The organism is Roseicyclus marinus (assembly GCF_036322625.1).
In the GTDB taxonomy this organism is placed as follows: domain Bacteria; phylum Pseudomonadota; class Alphaproteobacteria; order Rhodobacterales; family Rhodobacteraceae; genus Roseicyclus; species Roseicyclus marinus_A.
Genome location: NZ_AP027266.1, coordinates 2689510 through 2713365, shown reverse-complemented (window position 1 = coordinate 2713365; position 23856 = coordinate 2689510). Strand labels below are relative to the sequence as shown.

At 65.4% G+C, this 23856-nt stretch carries 25 protein-coding genes; 8 read left to right on the top strand and 17 right to left on the bottom strand.

What is annotated here, in order from left to right; all coding sequences use genetic code 11:
* Positions 1-28: 28 nt before the first annotated feature.
* The 3 genes from AABA51_RS13000 to AABA51_RS12990 all read right to left on the bottom strand — a co-directional run bounded on the left by AABA51_RS13000 (position 29) and on the right by AABA51_RS12990 (position 2514).
* Positions 29-502 carry a copper chaperone PCu(A)C gene (locus AABA51_RS13000; RefSeq protein WP_338272353.1) on the bottom strand — a complete coding sequence of 158 codons (474 nt, stop codon included), beginning with the start codon at positions 500-502 and terminating at the stop codon, positions 29-31.
* 5 nt (positions 503-507) lie between these two features.
* The gene (locus AABA51_RS12995; RefSeq protein WP_338276590.1) at positions 508-1026 is read right to left on the bottom strand and encodes an SCO family protein; all 519 of its coding nucleotides are present in this window, start codon (positions 1024-1026) and stop codon (positions 508-510) included.
* A gap of 162 nt (positions 1027-1188) precedes the next feature.
* The gene (locus AABA51_RS12990) at positions 1189-2514 is read right to left on the bottom strand and encodes an Nramp family divalent metal transporter (protein ID WP_338272352.1); all 1326 of its coding nucleotides are present in this window, start codon (positions 2512-2514) and stop codon (positions 1189-1191) included.
* A 118-nt stretch (positions 2515-2632) separates the two neighbouring features.
* Between AABA51_RS12990 and mntR the strand changes: the two genes are divergently transcribed.
* Entirely contained in the window at positions 2633-3085 is a 453-nt protein-coding gene (gene mntR / locus AABA51_RS12985) for a manganese-binding transcriptional regulator MntR (RefSeq protein ID WP_338272351.1), read from the top strand.
* A 6-nt stretch (positions 3086-3091) separates the two neighbouring features.
* On the opposite strand, the gene AABA51_RS12980 is transcribed toward mntR, so the two are convergent.
* From AABA51_RS12980 to AABA51_RS12960, 5 genes are read right to left on the bottom strand one after another with little or no spacing between them, the layout of a single operon-like run.
* Positions 3092-3751: a DsbA family protein gene (locus AABA51_RS12980; protein ID WP_338272350.1), complete on the bottom strand. Its 660-nt coding sequence runs from the start codon at positions 3749-3751 to the stop codon at positions 3092-3094.
* Positions 3748-4185, bottom strand: coding sequence for a disulfide bond formation protein B (locus tag AABA51_RS12975; protein WP_425328812.1), 438 nt, complete (start codon positions 4183-4185; stop codon positions 3748-3750). Before AABA51_RS12975 ends, AABA51_RS12980 begins: the two co-directional genes overlap by 4 nt.
* Positions 4172-4645, bottom strand: coding sequence for a signal peptidase II (lspA, locus tag AABA51_RS12970; protein WP_338272348.1), 474 nt, complete (start codon positions 4643-4645; stop codon positions 4172-4174). Before lspA ends, AABA51_RS12975 begins: the two co-directional genes overlap by 14 nt.
* 8 nt (positions 4646-4653) lie before the next feature.
* The gene (locus tag AABA51_RS12965) at positions 4654-5277 is read right to left on the bottom strand and encodes a methyltransferase family protein (protein ID WP_338272346.1); all 624 of its coding nucleotides are present in this window, start codon (positions 5275-5277) and stop codon (positions 4654-4656) included.
* Between the two features lie 4 nt (positions 5278-5281).
* Positions 5282-7594 (bottom strand): heavy metal translocating P-type ATPase, encoded by a 2313-nt coding sequence (locus AABA51_RS12960; RefSeq protein ID WP_338272344.1) that lies wholly within the window; start codon positions 7592-7594, stop codon positions 5282-5284.
* Between the two features lie 92 nt (positions 7595-7686).
* Between AABA51_RS12960 and AABA51_RS12955 the strand changes: the two genes are divergently transcribed.
* Positions 7687-8127, top strand: a complete 441-nt coding sequence (locus AABA51_RS12955) for a MerR family transcriptional regulator (protein WP_338272341.1) — start codon at positions 7687-7689, stop codon at positions 8125-8127.
* Positions 8124-8459 carry a YnfA family protein gene (locus tag AABA51_RS12950; protein WP_338272340.1) on the top strand — a complete coding sequence of 112 codons (336 nt, stop codon included), beginning with the start codon at positions 8124-8126 and terminating at the stop codon, positions 8457-8459. The genes AABA51_RS12955 and AABA51_RS12950 overlap by 4 nt, the downstream gene beginning before the upstream one ends.
* A 20-nt stretch (positions 8460-8479) precedes the next feature.
* On the opposite strand, the gene AABA51_RS12945 is transcribed toward AABA51_RS12950, so the two are convergent.
* Positions 8480-9793, bottom strand: coding sequence for an MFS transporter (locus AABA51_RS12945; RefSeq protein ID WP_338272338.1), 1314 nt, complete (start codon positions 9791-9793; stop codon positions 8480-8482).
* 1 nt (position 9794) lies between these two features.
* A complete protein-coding gene (locus AABA51_RS12940) occupies positions 9795-10052 on the bottom strand; it encodes a metal-sensing transcriptional repressor (protein WP_119136427.1) in 258 nt (85 codons plus the stop codon).
* Positions 10053-10125: 73 nt separating this feature from the next.
* Here AABA51_RS12940 and AABA51_RS12935 point away from each other — a divergent pair, with 73 nt between their 5' ends.
* From AABA51_RS12935 to AABA51_RS12920, 4 genes are all read left to right on the top strand, one after another.
* Positions 10126-10476 carry a hypothetical protein gene (locus tag AABA51_RS12935; protein ID WP_338272335.1) on the top strand — a complete coding sequence of 117 codons (351 nt, stop codon included), beginning with the start codon at positions 10126-10128 and terminating at the stop codon, positions 10474-10476.
* Positions 10477-10531: 55 nt separating this feature from the next.
* Positions 10532-11257 (top strand): HupE/UreJ family protein, encoded by a 726-nt coding sequence (locus AABA51_RS12930; RefSeq protein ID WP_338272334.1) that lies wholly within the window; start codon positions 10532-10534, stop codon positions 11255-11257.
* A 15-nt stretch (positions 11258-11272) separates the two neighbouring features.
* A complete protein-coding gene (locus tag AABA51_RS12925) occupies positions 11273-12121 on the top strand; it encodes a hypothetical protein (protein ID WP_338272333.1) in 849 nt (282 codons plus the stop codon).
* A gap of 442 nt (positions 12122-12563) precedes the next feature.
* Positions 12564-13289, top strand: a complete 726-nt coding sequence (locus AABA51_RS12920; RefSeq protein ID WP_338272332.1) for a class II aldolase and adducin N-terminal domain-containing protein — start codon at positions 12564-12566, stop codon at positions 13287-13289.
* A gap of 258 nt (positions 13290-13547) precedes the next feature.
* On the opposite strand, the gene AABA51_RS12915 is transcribed toward AABA51_RS12920, so the two are convergent.
* The 5 genes from AABA51_RS12915 to AABA51_RS12895 form a co-directional block, all read right to left on the bottom strand.
* On the bottom strand, positions 13548-15119 hold the full coding sequence (locus AABA51_RS12915; RefSeq protein WP_338272331.1) for a GMC family oxidoreductase: 1572 nt from the start codon (positions 15117-15119) through the stop codon (positions 13548-13550).
* Between the two features lie 20 nt (positions 15120-15139).
* Positions 15140-15661 (bottom strand): Twin-arginine translocation pathway signal, encoded by a 522-nt coding sequence (locus tag AABA51_RS12910; protein WP_338272330.1) that lies wholly within the window; start codon positions 15659-15661, stop codon positions 15140-15142.
* Between the two features lie 53 nt (positions 15662-15714).
* Positions 15715-16110: a VOC family protein gene (locus tag AABA51_RS12905; RefSeq protein ID WP_338272328.1), complete on the bottom strand. Its 396-nt coding sequence runs from the start codon at positions 16108-16110 to the stop codon at positions 15715-15717.
* A gap of 105 nt (positions 16111-16215) precedes the next feature.
* Positions 16216-16509 carry a ribbon-helix-helix domain-containing protein gene (locus AABA51_RS12900; RefSeq protein WP_338272327.1) on the bottom strand — a complete coding sequence of 98 codons (294 nt, stop codon included), beginning with the start codon at positions 16507-16509 and terminating at the stop codon, positions 16216-16218.
* 130 nt (positions 16510-16639) lie between these two features.
* Complete coding sequence (locus AABA51_RS12895; RefSeq protein ID WP_338272326.1) at positions 16640-17452, bottom strand: class II aldolase/adducin family protein; 813 nt, start codon at positions 17450-17452, stop codon at positions 16640-16642.
* A 154-nt stretch (positions 17453-17606) separates the two neighbouring features.
* On the opposite strand from AABA51_RS12895, the gene AABA51_RS12890 reads away from it, so the two are divergent.
* Positions 17607-18527, top strand: coding sequence for a LysR family transcriptional regulator (locus AABA51_RS12890; RefSeq protein WP_338272325.1), 921 nt, complete (start codon positions 17607-17609; stop codon positions 18525-18527).
* A 142-nt stretch (positions 18528-18669) separates the two neighbouring features.
* Here the strand turns inward: AABA51_RS12890 and AABA51_RS12885 are convergent, their stop codons facing one another.
* The gene (locus tag AABA51_RS12885; RefSeq protein WP_338272324.1) at positions 18670-21078 is read right to left on the bottom strand and encodes a hybrid sensor histidine kinase/response regulator; all 2409 of its coding nucleotides are present in this window, start codon (positions 21076-21078) and stop codon (positions 18670-18672) included.
* A 290-nt stretch (positions 21079-21368) separates the two neighbouring features.
* Positions 21369-23819 (bottom strand): hybrid sensor histidine kinase/response regulator, encoded by a 2451-nt coding sequence (locus tag AABA51_RS12880; protein WP_338272323.1) that lies wholly within the window; start codon positions 23817-23819, stop codon positions 21369-21371.
* Positions 23820-23856 lie beyond the last annotated feature (37 nt).

The window sequence follows — 23856 nt, the reverse complement described above, 5'->3', positions numbered from 1 at the left end:
GACCCGACGACCCCGCCAAGGCCAAGGATCACTGCCCGGCGTGTGCGCAATCCGGCCCCTCCGCGCGCATCGACAATACCTCGACGGGAACGGTAATGTCGCCCGCGTTCTGGAAGGTCAGCGTCAAGGGAAAACTGTCGCCGTCCTTCAGCGCCGTGGTCAGGCCCATCAGCATCCCGTGATAGCCGCCGGGGGCCAGTTGCACGTCCTGACCTGCCGGAACGGGGATCGACATTGCGTGCGGCATGGAGGCGATGCCATCAGTCACTACGGTTTCATGCAGCATCGGCATTCCGGCCGCAGAGGTTGTGATGCCGACAAGCGCATCATCCGCGCTGCCGTTGTTGGTGATCTCGACATAGAACACCCCCGGCCGGTCGGCACCGATGGTGGCGCGGGACCAGGCATGCTCGATGGTCAGGTCGCCAAGGGTGAATGTCTCGCAGGCCAGCACGGGCGCTGCAGGGAGGGCGAGGACAGCGAACAGGATCAGGGCTTTCATGGGATTCACAATCTCGATTGAAGGTCGGCAAGGATGTCTGCGGCGGGCGTGCCATAGGTGAACTGACGCAGCCAGTCACCCTCGGTTCCGATGAGGTAGAGCGCCGGGCTGTGCGACATGGTGTAGCCGTCAGGGGCCGCAGCGTCGTCTTCGCGCGCAAAGTAGATGCGGAAACTGTCCGCCGCCGCGCGGGTCTGCGCCTCGTCTCCGGCAAGCCCGATGATCGACGGGTGGAACGCCGCCGTGAACTCGGCCAGCCCCAGCCTGCGATCCCGCTCGGGGTCGATGGAGATGAACAGGGGCTGCACGAGGTCGGCATCGTCCCCAAGTTCGTCCATGACCTGCGCGACCTCTGCGAGGGTCGTCGGGCAGACATCCGGGCAGTTCGTGAAACCGAAGAAGACAAGCAGATGTTTGCCCGCAAAGTCCTGGGACGTTCGCTGCAGCCCCGCTGCATCCGGGAGTGCAAAGGACGGTCGAAAGGCGGCCTCCGTCTCCACCGGCACACGGCTTGGCAAAACCATCAGCACCCCATAGGCAAGCATGGCAGCCCCAGCCGCCGCCCAGAGTATTTTCTGCAGTCTTGTCAAACGCATCCGCCACCCACTCCGTAATTCTTTGTGAATAACCCCTCAAGTAGCTTGAGCTACAAGCCGGAAATCACACCTTCACCGAAGAGTGAAGTGTCAGCCCAGAAGAACGGTCGACAGCAGGTTCACGTTCAGCACGATGATCAGGGCCGCAATCAGCCAACAGAGGCCGGTCAACCAGCGGGGGGCGACCAGTTCGCCCATCTTGGCGCGGCTGGCGGTGAACATCACCAAAGGCACGATGGCGAAGGGAAGCTGGAACGACAGCACAACCTGGCTCAGGATCAAAAGCTCCCCCACACCACCGCTGCCGTAGAGCAGGATCACGAAGATCGCCGGGATGATGGCAAGGCCCCGGGTGATCAGCCGCCGCGCCCAAGGCGCGATGCGCAGGTTGATGAAACCTTCCATCACGATCTGCCCGGCCATGGTGGCGGTTACAGTGGAGTTCAGCCCCGCGCACAAAAGCGCCACGCCGAACAGGACCGGCGCGAGCGACGAGCCGAGCAAAGGCTCAAGCAACAGATGCGCCTTATCGATCTCGGCCACATCGTTTTGCCCCACGGTGTAGAAGGCTGCGGCGGCAAGGATCAGGATCGAGGCATTGATCGTCAGCGCGAACATCAGGGCGATGGTGCTGTCCCATGTCGCCAGCCGCAGCGCCTCGCGTTTGGACGGAAGATCAAGCCCGAAGGCGCGGGTCTGAACGATGCCCGAATGCAGGTAGAGGTTATGCGGCATGACTGTCGCCCCGATGATGCCAAGTGCGAGGTAGAGCATCGTCGGGTTGTTGAAGATCTCGCGGCTTGGGGCAAAGCCTGCGATGACCTCGCCCCAGACCGGATCGGCCTGCGCGATCAGCACGACAAAGCAGGCGGCGATCAGCGCCATCAGCGAGATGATCAGCGCCTCGATCCAGCGGAACCCCTTGTTCTGCAGCCACAATATCAGGAACACGTCGGCGGCGGTGATGAAGATGCCGATCTCGAGCGGAATGCCGAACAAGAGGTTCAGGCCGATGGCGGTGCCAATCACCTCGGCCAGATCGGTGGCGATGATCGCCAGTTCGGCAAAAATCCAGAGTGGGATCGACATCCATTTCGGGAACGCATCGCGGCAGGCTTGCGCCAGATCACGGCCCGAGGCGACCGCCAGCCGGGCGCACAGCGACTGCAGCAGGATCGCCATGATGTTCGACAGCAAGGCGACGAAGAGGAGCGTGTAGCCGAAGGCCGCACCACCCGCGAGCGAGGTCGCCCAGTTGCCGGGATCCATATAGCCCACTGCCACCAGATAGCCGGGACCAATGAAGGCGAGGAACCGGCGGAACCGGCTGGTGCCACCGTTCCCAACCGCGATGGTGCGGAAAACTTCGGAAAGCGACGGCGTTTCGCTTTCTTGCCGCCAGGCATTGGTCGTCATGACTCTTGGCACTCCGGGCTTGACCACGCCAAACAAGACGCGGCGCATAAAGTTAGACACTGCTAACATTCTGCCCCACACCTTTACTTGTCAATCCACCCTGTGCGACACTGAATGGATGACAGAGTTCGATCCTGCACCCCAAGCCCCCTCGGATGACCGGCCTGCGGACCTGCGCGCCGGGGCGTTTCAGGGTGTGCGCGAGGCACGGCGTAACGAACTGGCCGAGGACTATGTCGAACTGATCGCCGAACTGATCCACGATCAGGGCGAGGCGCGCCCGGTGGACATCGCCGCACGGCTTGGCGTGAAGGTGCCGACCGTGAGCAAGACCCTCGACCGTCTCGCGCGCGAGGGGCTGATCACCCGCGCGAAGTATCGGTCGGTCTTTCTAACAGAGGCGGGCCGCGCGCTGGCCAAAGAGTGCCGGCGGCGGCACGAGATTGTCCTGCGCTTTCTCATCAGCCTCGGCCTTGACCCCGAGACAGCGGAACGCGATGCCGAAGGCATCGAGCACCATGTCAGCGAACGGACACTGGCCCTGTTTTCGGCCTTCGCCAACCGGTCCTGAGCGCCGTCAGCTATTCTCGACCGCGAACCGAACATCGGCGATCAGGCTGTCGGCGCTGAAGTTCTCCAACCGTTTGCCGTTCAGGAAGAAGGTCGGTGTCTGCCGGATGCCCAGGGCTTCCACGTCGGCCGCATCCTGATTCAGGATACCAGTGATCCCTGGGAAGAACTGGTCCGTCTCCGCCTTCTCCAGATCAAGACCTGCGGACCCAGCGATTTCCCAGGCGACATCCATCTCGGGCGAGCCATGAACGGCCCAGCCGGGCTGTTGTTCCAGAAGCGCGTCCAGCACCGGCTCGAACTTGTCCTGCATCCGCGCAGCCTCGAGGATGCGCACAGCCTCGTCCGAGCCTTCATGGAAGACGGTGTAGCGGAGCACGACGCGGACCTGCGTCGGAAACTGCCGCCGGATTTCCTGCACCACCGGGTGGTAGGCACGGCAGGCCTCGCAGGAGGGATCGAAGAACTCGACCAGCGTGACCGGCGCGTCGGCGGGGCCAAAGCTCGGGGAGTACTCCCGGACCAAAAGCGCCTGATCCTCAGTTGGCGTGGCGGCGGCCACCGCCTCTGCCTCGGCCGCGCGGCGACGGTTCAGGACGATGGCGCCGCCTGCGAAGGCGGCAAGCCCGAGTGCAGAGGCCCCGATCAGAAGAGTGCGGCGGTTCATGGGCGTTGTCCTTTCGGCAAGAGGAGACAGGTAAGGATCGCCGCGAAGGCGACCACGGAAAGATAGGGGATCGGCAGGCCAAGAATCATCTGCGCCTCGCCGGTACAGGAGGGGCCATTCTCGGTGCAGGGCACGATCGGCGCAGGCAAGAATCCTGCGTAAAGGCCGGAATGCCAGGCCGCCAGCGCCAGCCCGGACAGGACCAGCGGCAAGGCGTAGGCGCGCGCCATGCCATCGCCGCGCCAGAGTGACAGGCCAAGGATAGGCACCAAGGGGAACATGGCGATGCGCTGATACCAGCAGAGCGTGCAGGGCATCTGCCCCAGCACCTCACCGATGAAGAGCGCACCAAGCGTGGCCGCCAGCGCAATCAGGAAGGCGGCCGTCAGGGCAAGGTCGTCGCGCGACAGGGTTTGCGGGTCAGTTTTGGTCAAGAAGCGGCTCCTTGCGGCGACGAAGGGGGAGAGAGGCAGCAAGGATCAGTACCGCGCCCAGAGTGATCGCAATATCGGCGATGTTGAACGTAGGCCAGTGCCAATCGCGCCAGTAAAAATCAAGGAAATCGGTCACGGCACCCTGCCGCACCCTGTCGATGATGTTGCCAAGCGCCCCGCCCACGACCAACGCAAAACCTGCCCGTTCCAGCGCGTGCTGCGCCCGAAACGCCATGACAGCGAAGGCAAGGGTCAGCGCGCCCGTCAGCGCCGCCATCAGAAGCGGCTTGCCCGCCATGATCCCGCCCATCATGCCAAAGCTCGCGCCCTCGTTGAACCCGAGGGAGAAGTTGAAGCTCGGAAGGACTGGGACCGCAGTCCCCAGCGACAGCAGCGACAGCGCCGCGGCCTTGGTCAATTGGTCCGCCAACACTGTGGCGGCGATCAGGGAAATGAGCATAGTGCGAGTCATCGCGCAGCCTTGCGATTGATGCCGATCCAGCGCGGGACCGATGCGGTGTAGCGGTCGTAATCCGGCCCAATTGACGCGCGCAGGGCAGCCTCTTCCGAGCGGACTTGCGTGATGGCGGACCAAAGAAACAGGATCGGGGCCAGGACCGTCGGAACAGCGGGAACCGCCAGCGCTACACCTGCCAGCAGCGCCGCCTGACCAACAAAGGTCGGGTTGCGGCTGAAGCGGTAAAGCCCGCCCGAGACGAGATCGCCGGTCTCACCGCCCACCACACCGACGCGCCACGAGGAGCCCATCGACATCTGCGCGGCAAAGGCGACCATCGCACCGAGGCCCGCGATGAAGATGCCGATCAGGCCCAGTACTATGGCATTTCCTTCCGTCCAGAGCGGATCGACCTTGTGCAGCTTTGGCACGGCCAGCCAGAGAAGCGGCCCGAAGAAGGCGAGTGCAAAGGCCGCGCGAAAGCCGGTGGCGGCAAGCCGGTCACGCCCTTTGGCCCGCGCAAACAACCAAACGGGCCGACCTGCGGCTTGGGCCACAAGGGCGCTACCCCAAAAGAACAACGCCAGATAGCCAAACAGAACGGCCAGTGCGGCCCAGCCGAAACCCGAGATCATCGCCCTATGCCTCGCGGTCCGGGTTGAACCGCAGCAGACGCAGCGCGTTCAGCGTGACCAGCACCGTCGCACCGGTATCGGCCAGAATGGCGATCCAGAGGCCGGTCATACCAAACACCGTCGTCACCAGGAACACGGCCTTCAGCCCTAGGGCGATGGTCACGTTCTGGCGGATGTTGGCCATGGTGGCGCGGCTCAGCCGGATCAGCCCGGGCACGTCCGTCACCTTGTCGCGCAAGATCGCGGCATCGGCCGTTTCCAGCGCCACATCGGTGCCCGACCCCATCGCCACGCCGACGCTTGCCTGTTTCAGAGCGGGCGCATCATTGATGCCGTCACCGATCATCATCACGCCGCCGCCCTCGGCCATCGTCTTGATGAAGTTCAGCTTGTCCTCGGGCATCATGTCGGCGCGGAACTCCATGCCCATGCCGCCCGCGATGGCCGCCGCCGTGCGTTCGTTGTCACCGGTCAGGATCACCGACCCGACGCCAAGCGCCTTCAACTGCTGCACCGCTTTGACCGCATCGGTGCGCGGCTCGTCGCGCATGGCGATGATCCCAAGGCCACGACGCTCGCGGTAGATCACCACTGCCGTCTTGCCCTCTTCTTCCAACTGCGTTGTCCGCCGCAGGCCAAGCCCGTCCAGCGCCCCCGCGTCGGCGGCATGGCGGGGCGAGGCGACCCAGGCTTTCGCATCGCCGACAATGGCCTCTACGCCCTTGCCGATGATCGCCTTCGCTTCGCGCGACGGCAGGGCGGCGATGCCCGCTTCCTTGGCGCGGTTCAGGATGGCTATGGCCAACGGGTGGCTTGAGCCGTTCTCGACCCCGGCAGCGACCGCCAGCAGTTCAGCCTCGGTCACACCGTCGAAGGCGATGACGTCGGTGACCACGGGGCGGCCATGGGTCAGCGTGCCGGTCTTGTCGAAGGCCACTTTCGTCACCTTCGCAGTCGCCTCGATCACGGCACCCCCCTTCATCAACAGCCCGCGCCGCGCCCCTGCCGACAGCGACGAGGCGATGGAGGCGGGAACCGAGATGACCAGCGCGCAAGGGCAGCCGATCAGCAGCAGGGCCAGACCGCGATAGATCCAGGTATCCCAGGCCTGATCAAAGGCCAGCGGCGGCACCAGCACGACGAGCAGCGAAACGCCGACGATGGCGGGCATGTAGATGCGGCTGAATTTGTCGATAAAACGTTCGGTCGGCGCGCGAGAGGTTTCGGCCTCTTCCACCAGCTTGATGATCCGCGCGATCGTGTTGTCCTCGGCGGCCTTGGTGACCTGCACGCGCAAGGCGGCCTCGGTGTTGATCGAGCCTGCAAACACTGCATCGCCCGGCCCCTTGGTCACGGGCATGCTTTCGCCAGTCACCGGGCTGTCATCGACGCCCGACGTGCCCTCGACGATCTCGCCATCGGCCGGAACCCGGTCGCCGGGGCGCACCAGCACCATCTGGCCGATGCGCAGCGTGTCGGCGGCCACCTCGCGTGTTGCGCCGTTCTCCTCAACCAGCGCAGTCTTGGGGATCAGGTTTGCCAGCGCCCGGATTCCGTCGCGCGCCTTGTTTGCGGCCACGCCTTCCAGCACCTCGCCCACGGCGAACAGGAACACGACGAGCGCCGCCTCTTCCGCTGCCCCAATGAACAGGGCACCGACGGCGGCGATGGTCATCAGCATTTCAATGGTGAAAGGCATTCCGGCTTGCAGCGCCGAAAACGCCCGCCGCGCCACCGGTGCCACACCGATCAGGCAGGCGGCGATGAAGGCCCAGTTGGCGATGTCTTCGGACGCAAGCAACTTGACCGCCCAGGCGGTGGCCAGCAAAAGGCCGGTACCGATGACCAGGCGGCCTTTGCCGGTTTCAAACCAGCGCTTGCCCCGGTCGGCGGGGTCGTTGTGGACGTGGCCGGGCGCGCCATGTCCATCCTCATCTTCGAAGGACGCTGCGGCGGCCTTGGCCATCGTGTTGGACGAAGTGTCGTGGTCATGTCCGGCATGATCCGCGTGATCAGATCCAACGTGGCCATCGTCTTTCCCGGCGTCCAGCGTACCGGGCATCACGAAGGCCTTGGCTTTTTTGGCCTTGGTGGCCCCGATGCCAAAGCCCAGCTTCGTCACCGCCGCCTCGATCTTGTCGCGCGGCGTGGTGCCCGGCTCCAGCTTCAGAGTCAGCTTTTCCGCCATGACCGCCACGTTGACGTCGCTGACCCCCGGAAGCCGCTCTACTGCCGTCCTGATCTTGACGGCGCAGGATGCGCAGTCCATCCCGGTGACGACCCACTCCTGCGATTCGGCCTCTGATTTCTGTGCCATTTCAGACCTTTCCCACCGGAGTCTTGGCACCGGTTGCAACTGTTCAGGTTCCTCTGTAATCTCTCTAGTAACTAGAGGTGCAAGGATAAACCATGCTCACCATCGGAAAACTGAGCGATGCCGCCGGGGTCAAAGTGCCGACCATCCGCTACTATGAAGAGATTGGCCTTCTGCCCGAGGCCGAACGCAGTGCAGGCAATCAACGGCTTTACGGCCAAAAGGCGCAAGAGCGGCTGACCTTCATCCGCCATGCCCGCGAACTTGGGTTCCCGCTTGATGCCATCCGCGACCTCCTTAGCCTGTCGGACCGGCCAGACCAGTCTTGTGCGGCCGCCGATGCCATCGCCTCGGCGCAGCTTGCAGCGGTCGAGGCGCGCATCGCGCGGCTCGTGGCGCTCAAGGCCGAATTGGAGCGGATGCTGGTCCAATGCGCGGGGGGCGTGATTGCCGATTGCCGTGTGATCGAGGTTTTGGGTGATCATGCAAAGTGCCACGCGGACCATGCCGGACACCTGAGCGAGGTCACCGGATGAGTTCCGCCTCGACCGTGGCGCTGTATGCCCTTGCCGCACTGGCCGAGATCGCCGGGTGCTTTGCCGTCTGGGCCTGGATGCGGCTTGGGGCCTCGGCGTTGTGGCTTGTTCCCGGTCTCGTCTCCCTTGGTGCCTTTGCCTTGCTGCTCACACTCGCCCCGACCGATGCTGCCGGAAGGGCCTTCGCGGCCTATGGCGGCGCCTATATCGCCGCGTCCCTGGTATGGCTTTGGGCAATCGAGGGCCAGCGCCCGGATGGCTGGGATGTCACCGGGGCCACGGTCTGTCTGATCGGGGCGGCGATCATCCTGTTTGCACCGCGCACCGCCTGAAGTCTTGGGTGCGGGTCCAGTCAGGCGGTCCGGCGCGGCCAGCGCGGGTGCAGCGCATCTATCATGACGGGATGTCGGTGTGTTCCGTCATGACCCTCGCGCAGGTGCGGGTGATCGGGGGCAAGGTCTGCGTGGTCGTGCTCCAATTCCACCGGGTCATGGGCGGGCCAAAGCCGCAAAACGGCGAGCATGGCAACGATGCCGACAGCCGCAAGCCCGAGTGCGGCCTGCGCCAAACCGAACGCCGACCCAAGCCAGCCTGCCAACGGATAGGTGATCAGCCAGCAGGCGTGCGACAGCGCGAACTGTGCTGCAAAGACGGCGGGTCTGTCTTCGGGGCGGGCAGAGCGGTTCAGGATGCGCCCGATGGGGGTTTGCGTCAGCGAAAAGCCAAAACCGATCACCGCCCACAAGGCCATCAGGGCGACCAGCCCCGGCATCAGCGGTGTCATCGCCACCCCGGCCACCATCAGCCCGGCCCCACCCAGCATCACCGGGCGGTCCGCCAGATGGTCCAGCAGGCGCGGCAGCAGGACTGCCGCCAACATCGACCCCGCGCCAAAGGCCGCAAAGGCCAGCGCCACCTGCGATCCGCCCAGACCAAACCGTGCCTGCACCAGAACAACCGTGTTCACGTAGATCATTGCGCCTGCCGCCGCGACCGCCAGTTCCATGACCATCAGCCCCCGCAGGCGCGGCGTGGCCAGATAAATGCGGATGCCCTTGGTCGTGCTGGCCCAGAACTGCTCTTCCTCTGCCGGTGCGCGCATCGGCAGGGCAACCGTAACCACCAGCAGTGCAGACAGCACAAATCCCGCGACCGTGCCCCCGAACAGCACCGGAAAGCTGACCACCGTCAGCAGGGCAGCGGCCAGAATTGGCGAAAGCAACTGCTCCAGATCCTCGGTCAGTCGCATCAGAGACAGCGCGTTGGTATAGTCGCGCTCGCCCGGCAGCACGTCGGGGATGGTGGCCTGAAACGCCGGGGTGAACCCGGCCGAAGCCGCTTGCAGCACAAATATCAGGACGTAGACCTGCCAGACCTCGGTGACAAACGGCAGGAACAGCACGACGCCTGCGCGGATCAGGTCCAGCGCCAACAGAAACGCCCGGCGCGGCAGCCGTTCGGCCAATGCGGCGGTGACCGGGGCCAGAGTGACATAGGCAATCATCTTGATCGCCAGCGCCGTGCCGAGCACCAGCCCGGCATCCGCCCCAGCGAGTTGCCAGGCCAGAAGGCCAAGCGCCACAGTGGTAAGCCCCGTGCCGACCAGCGCGACAAGCTGTGCTGCGAACAGGTGTCGGAAAGTGCGGTTGCGCAGCGTGTTCAGCATCTTACAGCAGCTTGGTCAGGGCTTTGATCTCGGCCAGATCGTGATCGCCCCCGGCCGTGACGCAGTGGTCAATGTGGTCGTGGATCAATGCCCGCTTCGCCTCGGCCACCGCGCGTTCAACGGCGTGCAGCTGGGTGGCCAGATCGACGCAAGGCCGCCCCTCCTCGATCATGCCGATGACGCGGCGCAGATGCCCCTCGGCGCGCTTCAGCCGGGTGGCGATGGCGGTGTGACTTGCGTGGACATGAGGTTCTGACATATATCGAGCCTATCCCCCCTAGGGGGATGAGGCAAGCAAGGAACAGGGGAGTGCATCCCTGAAGGATAAGGCCATGAAAAGGCGCTTTGCAGGGTGGGGCAGGTTTTGGTCGCTGTGTGCGTCTATTGTGATGGCGCTATCGCTGGCCGCCGCGCCTGCCATCGAGGCCGTCAAGCATGGCCCCGGCGCGATGGCGGCCGAGGCTGACCACCGCACTTATCATTCCGAGCACGGCCATTCCCATGACATGCCAAGCGGCCACCATGATTCCGGTGACCATGATCATGTCAGCGCGGTCGTTCTTGCCCCTCATGGGGCCACGTTCCATGCGCCACCAACGCGCATTCTTCGACCGGACGGCATGGTCGCCGCTAGCACGATCCGCGAGGGCCCGCGACGGCCACCGCGCCTGATGATCATCTGAGCCGCCGCCTGCGTCAGCAGGCGGTCAGACCGTTTCATCAGTCAGGATCAACGATATGACACCCAATTCCCGGGCGCTTCTGCGTCCCCCTGTACCATGGCCAGCCTTTGCTGCGCTCTGCACACTTCTTGCCTCCCTGCTTCTGGCAGGCGCGGCCCTTGCCCATAATGTCACCGAAGGCGACGCAGGCTATGTGCAAGAGGTGACGGGCTTTCGCCCCATCGCCTTCATCTACCTCGGCGCCAAGCATATGGTGACGGGTTACGATCACCTCCTGTTCCTCGCGGGGGTGGTGTTCTTCCTTTACCGGTCGAAGGACATCGCCACCTACGTCAGCATCTTTGCCATCGGCCACTCGGTCACGATGATCGCGGGTGTCTGGTGGTCCATCTCGATCAACGCCTACATCATCGATGCGATCATCGCGTTTTCGGTGGTTTACAAGGCGCTCGACAACCTCGGCGCGTTCCGGCTGTGGTTCGGGGTGCAGCCGGATACCAAGGCTGCGACGCTGATCTTCGGACTGCTGCATGGCTTTGGTCTGGCCACCAAGATTCAAGACTATGACATCTCGCCTGATGGCCTTCTCGGCAACCTCATTGCGTTCAACGTCGGTGTCGAACTTGGCCAGTTGATGGCACTCGCCCTGATCCTGACCGCGATGACGCACTGGCGGGCGCGACCTGCCTTTGCCCGGCAGGCTTATGCCGCGAATGTCCTGATGATGGTGGCTGGCTTTGCCCTGATGGGCTTGCAGATCACCGGTTATTTTGTCGCCTGAAAGGAGGGCTGACCCATGACCAACCGTTTTGATACACCGAAAGCCCCCCTGCGGGCGGAACCACGGACGCTGGCAACAAACGTCCAGTCGGTGCCCGCCACCCCCGGCGGGCTGATCCGGTCCACCCTGTTTGCAGCCGGGGCGGCCGGGGCAATCCTCGTCCTCTTCTGGCTTCCTGCCGAATACGGCATCGACCCGACCGGCGTCGGCGGGCTGACTGGCCTGACCGAGATGGGCGAAATCAAGCAGCAACTCTCCGCCGAGGCAGAGGCCGATGCACAAGCGGCCGTAGCTTCGGCCGTGGCCCCCGCAATCCCGACTGCCGCCTTGGTGCCGGAGGAGGTCTTGCAACGCTTTGACAGGATCGATGCCCAGCTTGCCGCCCTTGCCACAGTGATCGGTGCCCCCGTCGGCACAGAAGAACCGGCTCCTGCGCCCGAACTGGCACCGCAGCCCGCGCCGGTCGCCGAAGTCCCCGTCGCCGTGATTCCCGACCCCGACCCCGTCGAAGCGGCGGTAGCTGAGGCTACCGAAGCCGCCCCTGCGGCCCCGGAGTGGCGCGACGAAGTCAGCTACACTCTTGCCCCCGGCGAGGGGGTCGAGGTGAAGCTTGTGATGGAGGGAGGCCAAGTCGCCCGTTTCGCCTGGACCGCGAACGGCGGTGTCGTCAACTACGACACCCATGCCGACGGCGGCGGACAGAGCATCAGCTACGAACAAGGCCGCGCCGTTCCTGAACAGGCAGGCGAACTGGTGGCAGCCTTCACCGGCAACCATGGCTGGTTCTGGCGCAACAGGACCGATGCGCCGGTCACGCTGACCTTGCGGACAGCTGGCCAATACGCCGAGATGCGCGCGCCCTGAACCTAGTCGCACCCGGTCACCATCTTGGCGACCGGGTGCGGTCAGCGAAAAGTGCTCTTCGTTTGTGCTTGAACCATGCCAACTCCCCAGAGAAGGTTCGACGCCAGTCCCGTTCCCTCCGCCACCAACCCTCATCCTTTGTTCTTTTGCGGATTTCGCATCGAGCCTGGGCGCTGGCCCCTCGGGGGGCGCGGCAGGCCTTCGGGCAAGCGTCGTTTCGCGCCAAGCTTCGGGCAGGGTCCCCCTGTCCCGGACGGGGCGCTGTGGCTTTGTCCCGCACACCTTTCTTGTGGCGCGGCAGAGGCGGCTGCACGCCGAAAGTGCCAAGACCGGATCGAACCCGTCTGCCAGCCCCCCAGACCGCTTCATGTGCCATCTGCAAGCAACTGGACGGACCGGCACCAGCCCGCTAGCCTCGGCGCGGATTGGAGAGGAGCCGCCGATGAATTACGCCCAGACCCGCGCCGATCTGGCAGCAGCCTTTCGGCTGACCGCGCGGGAAGGCATGCACGAGGGGGTCGCCAACCACTTTTCCATGGCGGTCAATGAGGACGGGACGCAATTCCTGATCAATCCCCGGCGGCATTTCAGCCGTATCCGCGCCTCGGATCTTTGGGTGATCGACGCCAACGACCCCGATAGCGCCAGGGGGGAGGATGCGCCCGATCCCACCGCATGGGGCTTGCATGCCAGCCTGCACCGCCATGTGCCGCATGCGCGCTGTGCCATGCATGTGCATTCCACCTATGCCACCGTGCTGGCCAGCCTTGCCGACAGCCGCTTGCCGCCCATCGACCAAAGCACGGCGATGTTTTTCAACCGCATCGTGATCGACGAAGACTATGGCGGCCTCGCGATGGAGGAGGAGGGGACGCGCTGCGCGCGCATGTTCCAGGACCCCTCGATCCGCACCATGGTGATGGGCAATCACGGGGTGCTGGTGATCGGGGAGACCGTCGCCGAAACCTTCATGCGGATGTATTATTTCGAGCGGGCGGCGCGCACCTATGTCCTCGCTCTGGCGACGGGTCGTCCCTTGCGCGAACTCTCGCCCGAGGTGGCCGAACTGACCGCCCGCCAGCAAGAGGGCGATCCACAGGCCGAGGCCGATTTCATGCGCGGCATGCGCATGGTTCTGGACGCCGAAAGCCCCGATTACGCCCATTAGGCGCGGCCCTTGGCCGCTGCCGCTTGGCACGGAATGGCGGACGGTCGGTCGTGGGTCACAAGACCCCGGCCTCGCGGGGATGCGAGGGCGGCTTGCCCCGGAGCGATCAATCCCCATCGCGGCCAGCGCGGCCGTCGTCGGGGTCGCCGGCGCGGTCGGCTCGGCCTATGTGAACAGGAAAGCCGCGCCCCGGGGGACGCGGCTTTGCCAGTTGGTCTTGGCCTCGGGCACCAGCGGATGCCCGAGCTTCGGCCGGGATCAGAGAGTTCCCGCCGACATCTGCCGCGCGATATGGTCTGCCTGACGGATCGCCAGCGCCACGATGGTCAGCGTCGGATTTTCCGCCGCGCCGGTCGTGAATTGCGAGCCGTCCGAGATGAACAGGTTCGCGATGTCATGCGTCTGTCCCCAGCGGTTGACCACGCCGTCACGCGCATTCTCGGACATCCGGTTGGTGCCGAGGTTGTGCGTCGACGGGTAGGGCGGCGTCGGGAAGGTGCGGGTCGCGCCCACCGCCTCGTAGATCGCCTGGCCCCGGGCATAGGCGTGGTTGCGCATCGCGACATCATTGGGGTGATCGTCGAAATGCACGTTCGCCACCGGCAGGCCGAACCGGTCCACGACATCGTGGTTCAACGTGACGCGGTTGGTTTCCTGCGGCATGTCCTCGCCCACGATCCACATGCCCGCCATGTTCTCGTAGCTGTCGAGCGCCGAGGTGAACTCGCGCCCCCAGCCGCCGGGATCGAGGAAGGCCGCCATGAAGGGCAGGCCGAGCGACAGCGTTTCCAACTCGTAGCCCGCGACGAAGCCGCGCGACGGATCGTGGCGCGCCTCGTCCTGGATGATGCCCGCCATGGTCGTGCCGCGCCACATCTTCACCGGTTGGTCGAACACGCCATAGACCGAGCCCGTGACATGGCGCATGTAGTTGCGCCCCACCTGGCCCGAGGAATTGGCGAGCCCGTCGGGGAACATCGACGAGGCCGAATTGAGCAGGAGCCGCGGGCTTTCGAAGGAATTGCCCGCAACGGCCACGATGCGCGCCCGCTGGAACTGCAGATTGCCGTCCCGGTCGAAATATTCGACCCCCGTCACCAGACCGCGGTCATCGTGCAGGATGCGCGCGACATGGGCGTTCTCGCGCACCTCGAGGTTGCCGGTCGCCTCGCCCCTCGGGATGTCGGTATAGGCCGCCGACCATTTGGCGCCCCATTTGCAGCCCTGGAAGCAAAAGCCCGTCTGCTGGCAGGCCGGACGCCCGTCATTGTCGGCCGAGTTGATCGCCATGCGCCCGGTATGCACCTCTTCGTACCCCAGCGCGCGGGCGCCCGCTTCGAAGACCTTGTAGTTGTTGTTGCCGGGCAGGCCCGCGCGGCCGCCGGTGCGGGTCACGCCCAGCTTGGTTTCGGCAAGCTCGTACCACGGCGCCATCTCGGCTTCGTCGATCGGCCAGTCGAGCAGGTTCGCCCCCTGAACGCGGCCATAGGTCGTCGCGGCCTTCCATTCATGCGCCTGGAAGCGGATCGAGGCACCGGCCCAATGGGTCGTGGTGCCGCCCACGGCCTTCACGATCCAGGCCGGAAGACCCGAGAAATCCCGCGCGACCCGCCAGTCGCCGGATGTGGTGCGCGGGTCGGTCCAGGCGAGCTGCCCGAAACTTTCCCATTCGTCGTTGATGTAATCCTCGGGCAGGTAGCGCCCGCCGGCTTCCAGCGCCACGACGCTGACGCCACGCTGGGCCAGTTCGTTGGCCAGCACGCCGCCGCCTGCGCCCGTGCCGATGATGACGACCACGCCGTCGTCGTTGAGGTCGAATGGAGCTGCCATGGTGTGTCCTCCCTTTCAGATCACAGCCAGGTGATGTCGTCGAAGCCACGGTAGAGATATCCACCCTGGCTGTAGCTTTCGCCCTCGTAGCCGAAGAGCGGCCAGACCTCTTTCTGGTTGTAGAGGCCGGTCACCAATCCGCCGCGGATCTGCTGGAAGAAGGGGCTGTCCTCCATGGCGCGCAGGATATCGACGCGGTCGCGTTCCCATCCGGTGCCGAGATAGCTGGGAAAACCGCGCCCACGGGCGGCCGCATCCAGCGCCGCGATGCCGGCGGTGATCGCCGCGGCCTGCTCCGCGCTGTCATAGCCGCGCACGGCGACCACGTAATATTCGTCGGCGACGTGGTCGTGCGGGTAGATGTCGCGCGCCATCTGCACCAGCGTGGCAAAGGTTTCGGGGTCCAGGTGGGTCGTCTCGATCGCCCAGGCGGCATTGGGCGCGGCGATGAAGCCTGCCCCCACCACAAAGGCACCCGCGGCGCTGGCACGTGCCAGAAGCTGGCGACGTGTCAGACCGCGTGGGGTCTCATGCTTGCTCATGTCTCTTCCTCCCTTGAAATGTGGCGGTGCCTCCCCGCACCGCGCCGGGCCGGTCACTGGAACCGGCCACCTCTTTGCAGAACTTCGATCTGGTAGCCGTCCGGGTCCGCGACGAAGAAGAAGCGCGCGATCACCTCGCCCGCCGGGGCGAAATCGACCAGCTTGCGCGGCGCAAGGCCTGCGGCTTCGAAACGGGCATGTTCGGCGGCGGCATCGGTGACGGAGACCGCGAAATGGCCATAGCCGTCGCCAAGCTCATAGGGCTCCGTCCGCCCCTTGTTGACGGTCAGTTCCAGCTCGAACGCGCTCTCTGCGTTCGACAGGTACACCAGTGTGAAATCGGGAAAGTCGAGCCGATCCGCCACGCTCAGCCCGAAAGCCTCGCGGTAGAAGGCGATCGATCTCGCCTCGTCCAGCACGCGGATCATGCTGTGGATTGCCTTGGCCAATACCCTGTCTCCTGTCCGTTGTCGCGGGTTGGAGAAGGATAGACCGGGGGTCGTGGCGGGCGGGTAGTATCGGGATACTACCCGGTCGGAATGCGGCGTATCGCGCTATTCGGCGGCCATCCGGGCCGCTTGCTCGCGCGTGCCCGAGGCCATGAACACAAGGCAGGCGGTGCGCAAGAGGGAGGTGAAATTCGGCGGTTCGCCCCGCAAGATCAGCACCTCGGAATGCAGTTGCGAGATGAAGGCGGGCGTGCTCAGCCCGTCACGGGCCGATATCTCGTCCAGAAGATCCCAGAACGCGTTTTCCAGCCGGATGCTCGTGCTCTGGCCGTTGATCCTGAGCCGCCGCGTGGTCAGGGCGTACCGCTCGGGGTCTTGTCCGGCAAAGACTTCACACATGGCTTCCTTCCCCCTTTCTTGAAAGTTGAAGGGCACCCGCCTGGCCGGGCGGATGCCGCAAGGTGATGAAAAAAGGTTCCGTGCAGCGACGCGTCCTGTCCAGAACATTCGTCGCTGCAACCGCAAAGGTTCAGTCGAACATGTCGGGTTGATCGACCACCAATTGGTTCCAGATCGTCTGGAAATGCAGCCAGCCGATATACTCGCTGCCCACATGCTCGCGCGAATAGCGGGCGCGGTCGGCCGGAATGCGGATGGGCTCTATCCCCGACGCGGCGATGGCCAGCTGCTGCTGGCAGCACCGTTCCAGCGCGATGAACCAGAAGGCGGCACTTTCGATGGAATGCCGGCTGGCGGTCAACAGGCCGTGGTTCTGATGCAGCGCGGCCTTCACGCCCTTGAACGCCTTGGCCACGTCCGATCCCGCATGGTTTTCCACCGCCACCGCGCCGCCCTGTTCACCGATCACCACGTGATCCTCGAAAAAGGCGCAGGCATCTTGCGTGATCGGGTCGATGGGCCGTCCCGTCGCGCACCAGGCAGTTCCATGGACCGTGTGAGCATGGCACATGGCGATGATGTCGGGATGTTCCTCGTGCACGTTGGCATGCAGGATGAACCCGGCGCGATTGACCGCGTGGGTGCCCTCGACCACATGGCCTGCATGATCCACGAGGATCAGGTTCGACATCTTCACCTTGTCGAAATGCACGCACATCGGGTTGGTCCAGTACAGCTCGGGCCGTTCGGGGTCGCGCACCGTCAGATGGCCCGCAAATCCGTAGTCGAACCCCTGCAGCGCAAAGGCCCGGCAGGCGGCCACCAGTCGCTCCTTGCGGTGGCGCCGTTCCTCCTCGACGGTGGCGAATTCCGGCAGTTCCGGAAAGATCAGCCCGTCTTGTTCGGGCTGGTAGATGGAAACGCGATTGCCGAGATCGAGCATGGGTCTGTTCCTCCCCCAGGATGCGGTGACGCGGGCGGGGGCGCTGCGGCCTCCTCCCTGCCGCGCGGCCCGACCGCCCTGCGCGCAGTATTGAAACATGCCGCCGAACCGGCAATTCTGATATGGCAATAACTGTTATTGCGATGGGGGATAAATGCGGGACGATCGACTTGTCGAGATGCGGGTGTTCCGCGCGGTGGTGGAAAGCGGCGGCTTCAGCACTGCTGCGCGTCTGCTGGGGGCAAGCCAGCCCTTCGTCAGCCAGACGATCCAGCGGCTCGAAGCGCGGCTCGCGACCAAGCTTTTGCACCGCACCACGCGTGGACAGCGCCTGACACCTGCGGGCGAGCGCTTCCTCGAGGCGGCGCGACATGCGCTCGACACGGTGGAACGTGCCGAGGCGACCTGGCAACAGGAGGCGGCCTGGCTCGACGGGCGGCTCCGCGTGTCCGCGCCCATCGCCTTCGGGCTTGACCGTGTCACGCCCTTGATCCCGGACTTCCTCGCCCGCCATCCGGGCCTGTCGCTCGATCTGCGGCTGACCGACGATCACGAGGACCTGATCGCCGACGGGATCGACGTGGCGATCCGGATGGGTCCATTGACCGATTCAACCCTGCGTCACCGCCGCCTGTGCAGGTTGAGCCGCTTGGTCGTCGCGGCACCGTCCCTCGTGCATCGTTACGGGGTGCCCATGACGCTGGACGCGCTTGGGCAGATGCCCATGATCGCCTGGGATGCCACGCGCGAACATCTCAACCGCTGGAATTTCGTCAAGGACGGGACGCAGCTGTCCTTTCATGCCCGCAGCCGGTTCCGGGGCAATCAGGGGATGTCGCTGTTCCAGATGTGCCTTGCGGGTGTCGGCGTGATGCGGGTTGCCGAACATCTCGCGCGGCCCGCGATCCGCGAAGGGCGCTTGGTCGAACTGTTGCCCGACCACGTGCCCTCCGACGACACGGCGATCCAGGCCGTGTTTCTGCCCGAGCGCGACATCGTTCCCCGGATCCGCAGCCTCGTCGACATGTTGGTCGACGCGTTCCGCGCCCCCGATTGGGAAGGGCGGCGACCCTGAAATCGGGGCGGATGCGGACCCGATCGCCTTCACCTGTCCCGTGCCTCCGCAGGACAGCGTCCGACCCAAGGCGTGCACTGCCCTATCGCAACGCGCGACCGGAAAATGCCCCCGCCGTCCGGTCGATGATGGCGCAGGCCCATCACTCCTCGGAAAGGGCCGGTTGCTTGGGGGCGTCGATGGCCTGCCGCACGGCCCTGACCAGCTGCGATCCCGACACCGGCTTTGACAAGACGCGGGCGAACGGCATGTCTTCCCCCGCGACAAGCCTGTCTGTCCGCGCGCTGACCAGAACGACAGGGGGCGCGGGGTCCAGGTCCGCGACATGCCGCGCAAGCGTCAGGCCATCCACCCCCGGCATCTGAAGATCGGTGACAAGAACGGACCACCCCGCCTCCCGTTCGGACAAGGCTTCTTGCGCCAGCACCGCATCGGTTTCGCAATAGGCTTCCGCCCCCGCCGTCTCCAGCATCGCGGCCAGGGCCATCGCCACATCGGGCATGTCGTCGACCACCAGCGCCCGGACACCGGCCAGCAGGTTGGGTTCGATGACATCCTCCTGTGCCGCACCGGCCTGCGGGCGATTGGCCGTGGCGGGGTCTGCCTTGGGGGCGTTGACGGGCCATGCGACGGTCATGGTCGTCCCCGCACCCTCCTCGGTATCGATCCAAAGGGACGCCCTGTTGAAGCGCAGGATGCGCGCAACGATCGGCAGGCCCATGCCCATGCTCAGGCCCCGTGCGCCGTCGGCTGCAAAGGTGTTCTGGAACATCCGCGCGCGGACATCTTGGGAGATGCCGACCCCCGTATCGCTGATCCGCAGCAGCGCCATCTCGACGCCCGGTCTGACCAATGCGCCCGCATCGGGATGCCGCGCGGGCAGGGGCGTTCCCGCCGCAAGGACCGAAATCTCGACCTTCGCGGGCCGTTCCGGCACGCCCGCATCGCGCGCATTCAGCGCAAGCTGCATGACCACCTGCAAGATCTGGGTCGGGTTGCCCCTGACCTTCACGGGATTGTCCGGCATCTTGATCCGCAGATCGTGGCATTTCGTGCGCCGCTTGCCGATCAGCGCGACGGCCTTGGCGACCAGCGCGCCCAGATCCTGTTCCTCGTCGGATGTGTCGGTGCGGGGCATGTCACGATGCGCCTCGATCAGGTCCCGCGTCATGTCCACGGCGCGACGGAGCTGAACAAGGCCATCGGCAACCGCCCCGTCTGCCGCATCCATGCCCGTCAAACGCTCGATGTTCCATGTCACCAGGCCCAAGAGGTTGTTGATCTCGTGGGCCAGCCCGCCGGTCACTTCGGCGACCGCCGCGCGTTGGTGTTCGCGGGCCAGGCTTTCGCGCAGCTCGGTCAGCGTGTCTTGCGTGGTCAGCCAGCGCTCCTGCTCTTCGGTCACGTCGAAACTGACCCCCGCGAGGCTGCGCGGCTTGCCTCCCGCATCGCGCGCGCTGACGCCGACGAAGATCTTGATCCAGACCCAGTCGCCCTGCGCGTTCAGGCGGCGGTAGGTCACCGTGCAGGATGCCAGATCGCCCGCCACCAGCCGCCCCACGACATCCTGAAGCATGGGCCGGTCCTCGGGATGCGTGGCCTGCCACCACTGGTCCGACCTTTGCACCGGCTCGAGCCCCATTTCCCGCGCCCATCTTTCGTTGAACACGGCAAGGCCCGCCGGGATGTCGTAGCTCCAGACATAGCCGCCCGCCGCATCCAGAACGCGTTCGAGCCATTGTTCCGCTGTCTTGAGGCGCGTGACATCGACCACGACGCCCTCCCAGATCACCCATCCGTCCGGCAGATCCCGCGGCACCGCCTCGGCCCGGACCCAGCGCGGCGCGCCCGGGGCGACGAGCCGCGTTTCCATGGCGAATGGCGTCTTGCGGCGCAACGCGTCACGGATTCGCGCCATCCACCTGGCGTGATCTTCCGCCGGGAAGTTGGCCATGGCCGACAAGGGTTCGGCGAGAACACCCTTGCGCGCCACGCCGAGCAGATCGAGGAAGGAGCCGTTCACATAGGTGAACCGCGCGATATCCTGACCGGGGGCTTGCAGCATGGCAAAGGCCCCGCCCAATATGGTCTTGCCGGTCAGGGTGGCATGACCTGCGCTGCTCTCGGCGATCTTGCGCGCCTCGGCGGCCCTGCGCGGTTCGGTTATGTCCTGAAAGGTGAAGAGCGCGAATGGCCCATGGGCGGCTGCGCCCAACAGGATCGTGCGGCTGCGCCCCCATTTGTCGGTGACGCGATGCTCTGACGGGGGGGGCACCCGACCCGTGCGCCGGTGCGCCTCGACGCTTGCAAGGATCCGGTCGAGCGCGCCCTTGCGCTCGGCCTCGTCGGGATAGGCGGTCTTTGCCCAGCCAGTCAGGTTTCCCAGCTCACTGGCGCGATAGCCGAATGTCGCGGTGAAGCGTGCATTCACCTCCAGCGCCCCGGCGGGATCGCGCAGGTCGTGCAGGGCGGCGGCCACGGGAAGATCTTGAAACAGATCGGCGACCCCGCTCTCCCGGCCGTGCTGCGTATCGAGGGTTTCTGCGGTCACGGAACGCATCTCCGCCCAGAATGCTGCATCTGCGGACCCCTCCGGAACTTGGTTCCCGCGCGCATGACGTGGCGGAGCGAACGGGTCGCGCCGCGCCAAAAGAGTTAATTATAGATATAAAGAACGCGCCATGGATGTAAAAAAAACTTAAGGATAACATTAAATCTTAAGTTTTGGTTTGCCACGATCCGCGCGTAGGCGCGCTGTCCGCGCCAGCCCGCCGCCGGCTTCCCCGACCTTGGATGTTCCGATCCCACGATCAAATGTCCCGCGGGCGATGCGGGAGCGTGTCAGCAGGCGCCGGGATCGACCCGTGCCGCCAGCGCCGCGCGGGTCCGCGACGCAAGGCTGCGCGCCAGCGCGGTTCCCTCTGCGACGGCGGCCCTGTCGCCTGCCCGTGCCGCGCGGTCGATCTGGTCGAGCACTTCGCCCAATGCGGTCGCACCACAGACTTTCGCCAGACCGGACAGGCGATGCACCTCTTCGGACATGGCGGCGAATTCATCCGTGGTCCGGGCGCTCGACACGTTGGACAGCACCGTTTCGGTCTCGGCGTTCAGGTTGCCGAACAGTTCGATCGCGAAATCCGGGTTCTCGGCAAGCCAGTCCACGGCTTCGACATCGATGAGCGCCTCACCCGAGGGGCGATGATCCATCGGTGCCGCCCCCGTCGCCTGCCCCGGTCCGAGGTAGCCGGGCAGGGCGGCGGCATCGACCGGTTTCGTCAGGCAGGCGGTCAGCACCCCCGCCACCACCAGTGCGGAGCTTTCGGGATTTTGCTCGGCCGTCACGCCGAGGATCGGGGTCCTGGCATTCGGGCCATCCCCGTCGCGGATCATGCGTGCCGCGCTTGCCCCGTCGAGCCCCGGCATGCGCAGGTCCATCAGGATCAGGTCGAACCGCGCGTGCTCGGCTTCGGCCACGGCTTCCCGTCCGTCCGCCACCGCCACGATCTGCGCGCCGCGCATCTCGAGGTCCCGGGCGGTCACGCGGCGGATGATCTCCTGGTCCTCGGCCAGCAGGATGCGCAGCCCGCCCAGATCCGTGGCTGTCGTGACCGGTTGCCCAAGGGCTGCCCCCGTCGTCCGGGGCAAGATGACCTTGGCGCGAAAGGTGGACCCGACGCCCGGCGCGCTGTCCACCTCGACCCCGCCGCCCATCGCCTCGGCAAGCCCCCGGCAGATGGCTAGCCCAAGACCGGTGCCACCGGGATCGAGCGTGCGCGCGCTGTCGAGCCGTGCGAATTCCTCGAACAGGCTTTCTTGATCCTCGGCGGATATGCCGATGCCCGTATCGGTGACCGACAGCGTCAGTTCGACCCGGTTCCCCGGCAGCGGCCGGGACACCAGCGCCAGCGTGATCTTTCCGTCCTGGGTGAATTTGGCGGCATTGGTTCCGAAATTCAGCAAGATCCGGCGCAGCGCTGCCGCATCGCCAAGAACCATCCCGATCTCGCCCCCCACCGCCACGTTGATCCTGTTGCCATTGCGCGCGGCGATGGGGCGCAGGATTTCGGCGGCGTCATGCACGAGGCGCGCGGGATTGAGCGGGCTCCAGTTCAGGCGCACCTCGCCCGTACCGATCCGCGCGATATCGAGCAGGTCTTCGAGCAGGGCGAGCATGTCATGGGCATCGCGCCGGGCCCGGTCGATCAGCTCGCCCCCGTCCGAGATGGGATCGCCGGTGGTCAGCATGTCGAGCAGCGCCAGTTGCGCGACAAGCGGCGTGCGCAATTCATGACCGATGACCCCGATCAGCTTTTTCTGCCGGGTCTGGGCCACGCGCAACGCCTCGACCAGCCGGGATGTCTCGTCGGCCTGTGCCTCGGCGGCCTTGCGCGCCACGCGCTGCATCACGTAACGCGCGCGGATCGTGTCGGCACCGACCAGGAGCAGGATCGTCGCAAGCACCGACAGAACCGGCCAGATGCTGCTCAATCCCAGCAGGAAAACGGGGCGATAGGGGGCCGATACCAGCAGGGTCCAGTTGGGGGCCAAGGTGAGCCGCTGCATGGCGACGATCCGGCGACCCTCCCCGGGGTCGAGTTCGGCACCGATCAGAACGGTCGCGCCGTCCCCTTGTGCCGCATCCAGGAACCCGGTGGGCAAGGGGGCCATTCTGTAGCGCTCGATGTTGTCCGAATGCGCGATGATGCGCTGCGATCCATCCACGATGGCCGAGACATGGCCCTGTGGTAGACCCTCTTCGGCCAGAAGACGCGACAGGTGCCCCGTGTCGAAGGACATGTAGAGATATCGCCCCCGCATGTAGGGGCTTGCCGCAGGGACGGCCGCCGCCAGCGTGAAGACGTATTCGCCCGCAACCTGCCCCATGAAGGCATCCGACACCGCCGGACGCCTAGTCAAGGCAGCCTCGCGTTCCGCCGCCACGATCTGCCGCGCATCGCTGCGGGGAATGGCGTCGGGAAGTGGCCCGTCCGTCCGGGTCTGCATGACGATCTCGAGCGATGGCCCGGACAAGGACAGGACGAACCAGCCCCCGAACAGGTCGCCCACCCGTTCCGCCTCGCGGCGGATCTCCGCGATATCTGTGCCGCGGGCCAGCCCATCGGACCGCGCGATCGTCAGAAGTGCGGCGCCATAGGCGCTCAACTGCCTGTCGACGAGCCCCGCCTCGGCGTGCAGCAGCGCGTCGAGATAGGCAATGTCGCGCCGCTGTTCGAGCCGTCCCGCCGCAAGGATCGAGATCACGGCCGCGATCAGGACGGCAATGGTCGCCATGGCCAGTTGCCACGGAGGGGAAATCTTTTGGGTCGGC

Excerpts from the sequence above, each read along its gene's own strand:
- AABA51_RS13000 (WP_338272353.1), bottom strand. The coding sequence starts at position 502 with ATGAAAGCCCTGATCCTGTTCGCTGTCCTCGCCCTCCCTGCAGCGCCC.
- AABA51_RS12995 (WP_338276590.1), bottom strand. The coding sequence starts at position 1,026 with ATGGTTTTGCCAAGCCGTGTGCCGGTGGAGACGGAGGCCGCCTTTCGA.
- AABA51_RS12990 (WP_338272352.1), bottom strand. The coding sequence starts at position 2,514 with ATGACGACCAATGCCTGGCGGCAAGAAAGCGAAACGCCGTCGCTTTCC.
- mntR (WP_338272351.1), top strand. The coding sequence starts at position 2,633 with ATGACAGAGTTCGATCCTGCACCCCAAGCCCCCTCGGATGACCGGCCT.
- AABA51_RS12980 (WP_338272350.1), bottom strand. The coding sequence starts at position 3,751 with ATGAACCGCCGCACTCTTCTGATCGGGGCCTCTGCACTCGGGCTTGCC.
- lspA (WP_338272348.1), bottom strand. The coding sequence starts at position 4,645 with ATGCTCATTTCCCTGATCGCCGCCACAGTGTTGGCGGACCAATTGACC.
- AABA51_RS12965 (WP_338272346.1), bottom strand. The coding sequence starts at position 5,277 with ATGATCTCGGGTTTCGGCTGGGCCGCACTGGCCGTTCTGTTTGGCTAT.
- AABA51_RS12960 (WP_338272344.1), bottom strand. The coding sequence starts at position 7,594 with ATGGCACAGAAATCAGAGGCCGAATCGCAGGAGTGGGTCGTCACCGGG.
- AABA51_RS12955 (WP_338272341.1), top strand. The coding sequence starts at position 7,687 with ATGCTCACCATCGGAAAACTGAGCGATGCCGCCGGGGTCAAAGTGCCG.
- AABA51_RS12950 (WP_338272340.1), top strand. The coding sequence starts at position 8,124 with ATGAGTTCCGCCTCGACCGTGGCGCTGTATGCCCTTGCCGCACTGGCC.
- AABA51_RS12945 (WP_338272338.1), bottom strand. The coding sequence starts at position 9,793 with ATGCTGAACACGCTGCGCAACCGCACTTTCCGACACCTGTTCGCAGCA.
- AABA51_RS12940 (WP_119136427.1), bottom strand. The coding sequence starts at position 10,052 with ATGTCAGAACCTCATGTCCACGCAAGTCACACCGCCATCGCCACCCGG.
- AABA51_RS12935 (WP_338272335.1), top strand. The coding sequence starts at position 10,126 with ATGAAAAGGCGCTTTGCAGGGTGGGGCAGGTTTTGGTCGCTGTGTGCG.
- AABA51_RS12930 (WP_338272334.1), top strand. The coding sequence starts at position 10,532 with ATGACACCCAATTCCCGGGCGCTTCTGCGTCCCCCTGTACCATGGCCA.
- AABA51_RS12925 (WP_338272333.1), top strand. The coding sequence starts at position 11,273 with ATGACCAACCGTTTTGATACACCGAAAGCCCCCCTGCGGGCGGAACCA.
- AABA51_RS12920 (WP_338272332.1), top strand. The coding sequence starts at position 12,564 with ATGAATTACGCCCAGACCCGCGCCGATCTGGCAGCAGCCTTTCGGCTG.
- AABA51_RS12915 (WP_338272331.1), bottom strand. The coding sequence starts at position 15,119 with ATGGCAGCTCCATTCGACCTCAACGACGACGGCGTGGTCGTCATCATC.
- AABA51_RS12910 (WP_338272330.1), bottom strand. The coding sequence starts at position 15,661 with ATGAGCAAGCATGAGACCCCACGCGGTCTGACACGTCGCCAGCTTCTG.
- AABA51_RS12900 (WP_338272327.1), bottom strand. The coding sequence starts at position 16,509 with ATGTGTGAAGTCTTTGCCGGACAAGACCCCGAGCGGTACGCCCTGACC.
- AABA51_RS12895 (WP_338272326.1), bottom strand. The coding sequence starts at position 17,452 with ATGCTCGATCTCGGCAATCGCGTTTCCATCTACCAGCCCGAACAAGAC.
- AABA51_RS12890 (WP_338272325.1), top strand. The coding sequence starts at position 17,607 with ATGCGGGACGATCGACTTGTCGAGATGCGGGTGTTCCGCGCGGTGGTG.
- AABA51_RS12880 (WP_338272323.1), bottom strand. The coding sequence starts at position 23,819 with ATGGCGACCATTGCCGTCCTGATCGCGGCCGTGATCTCGATCCTTGCG.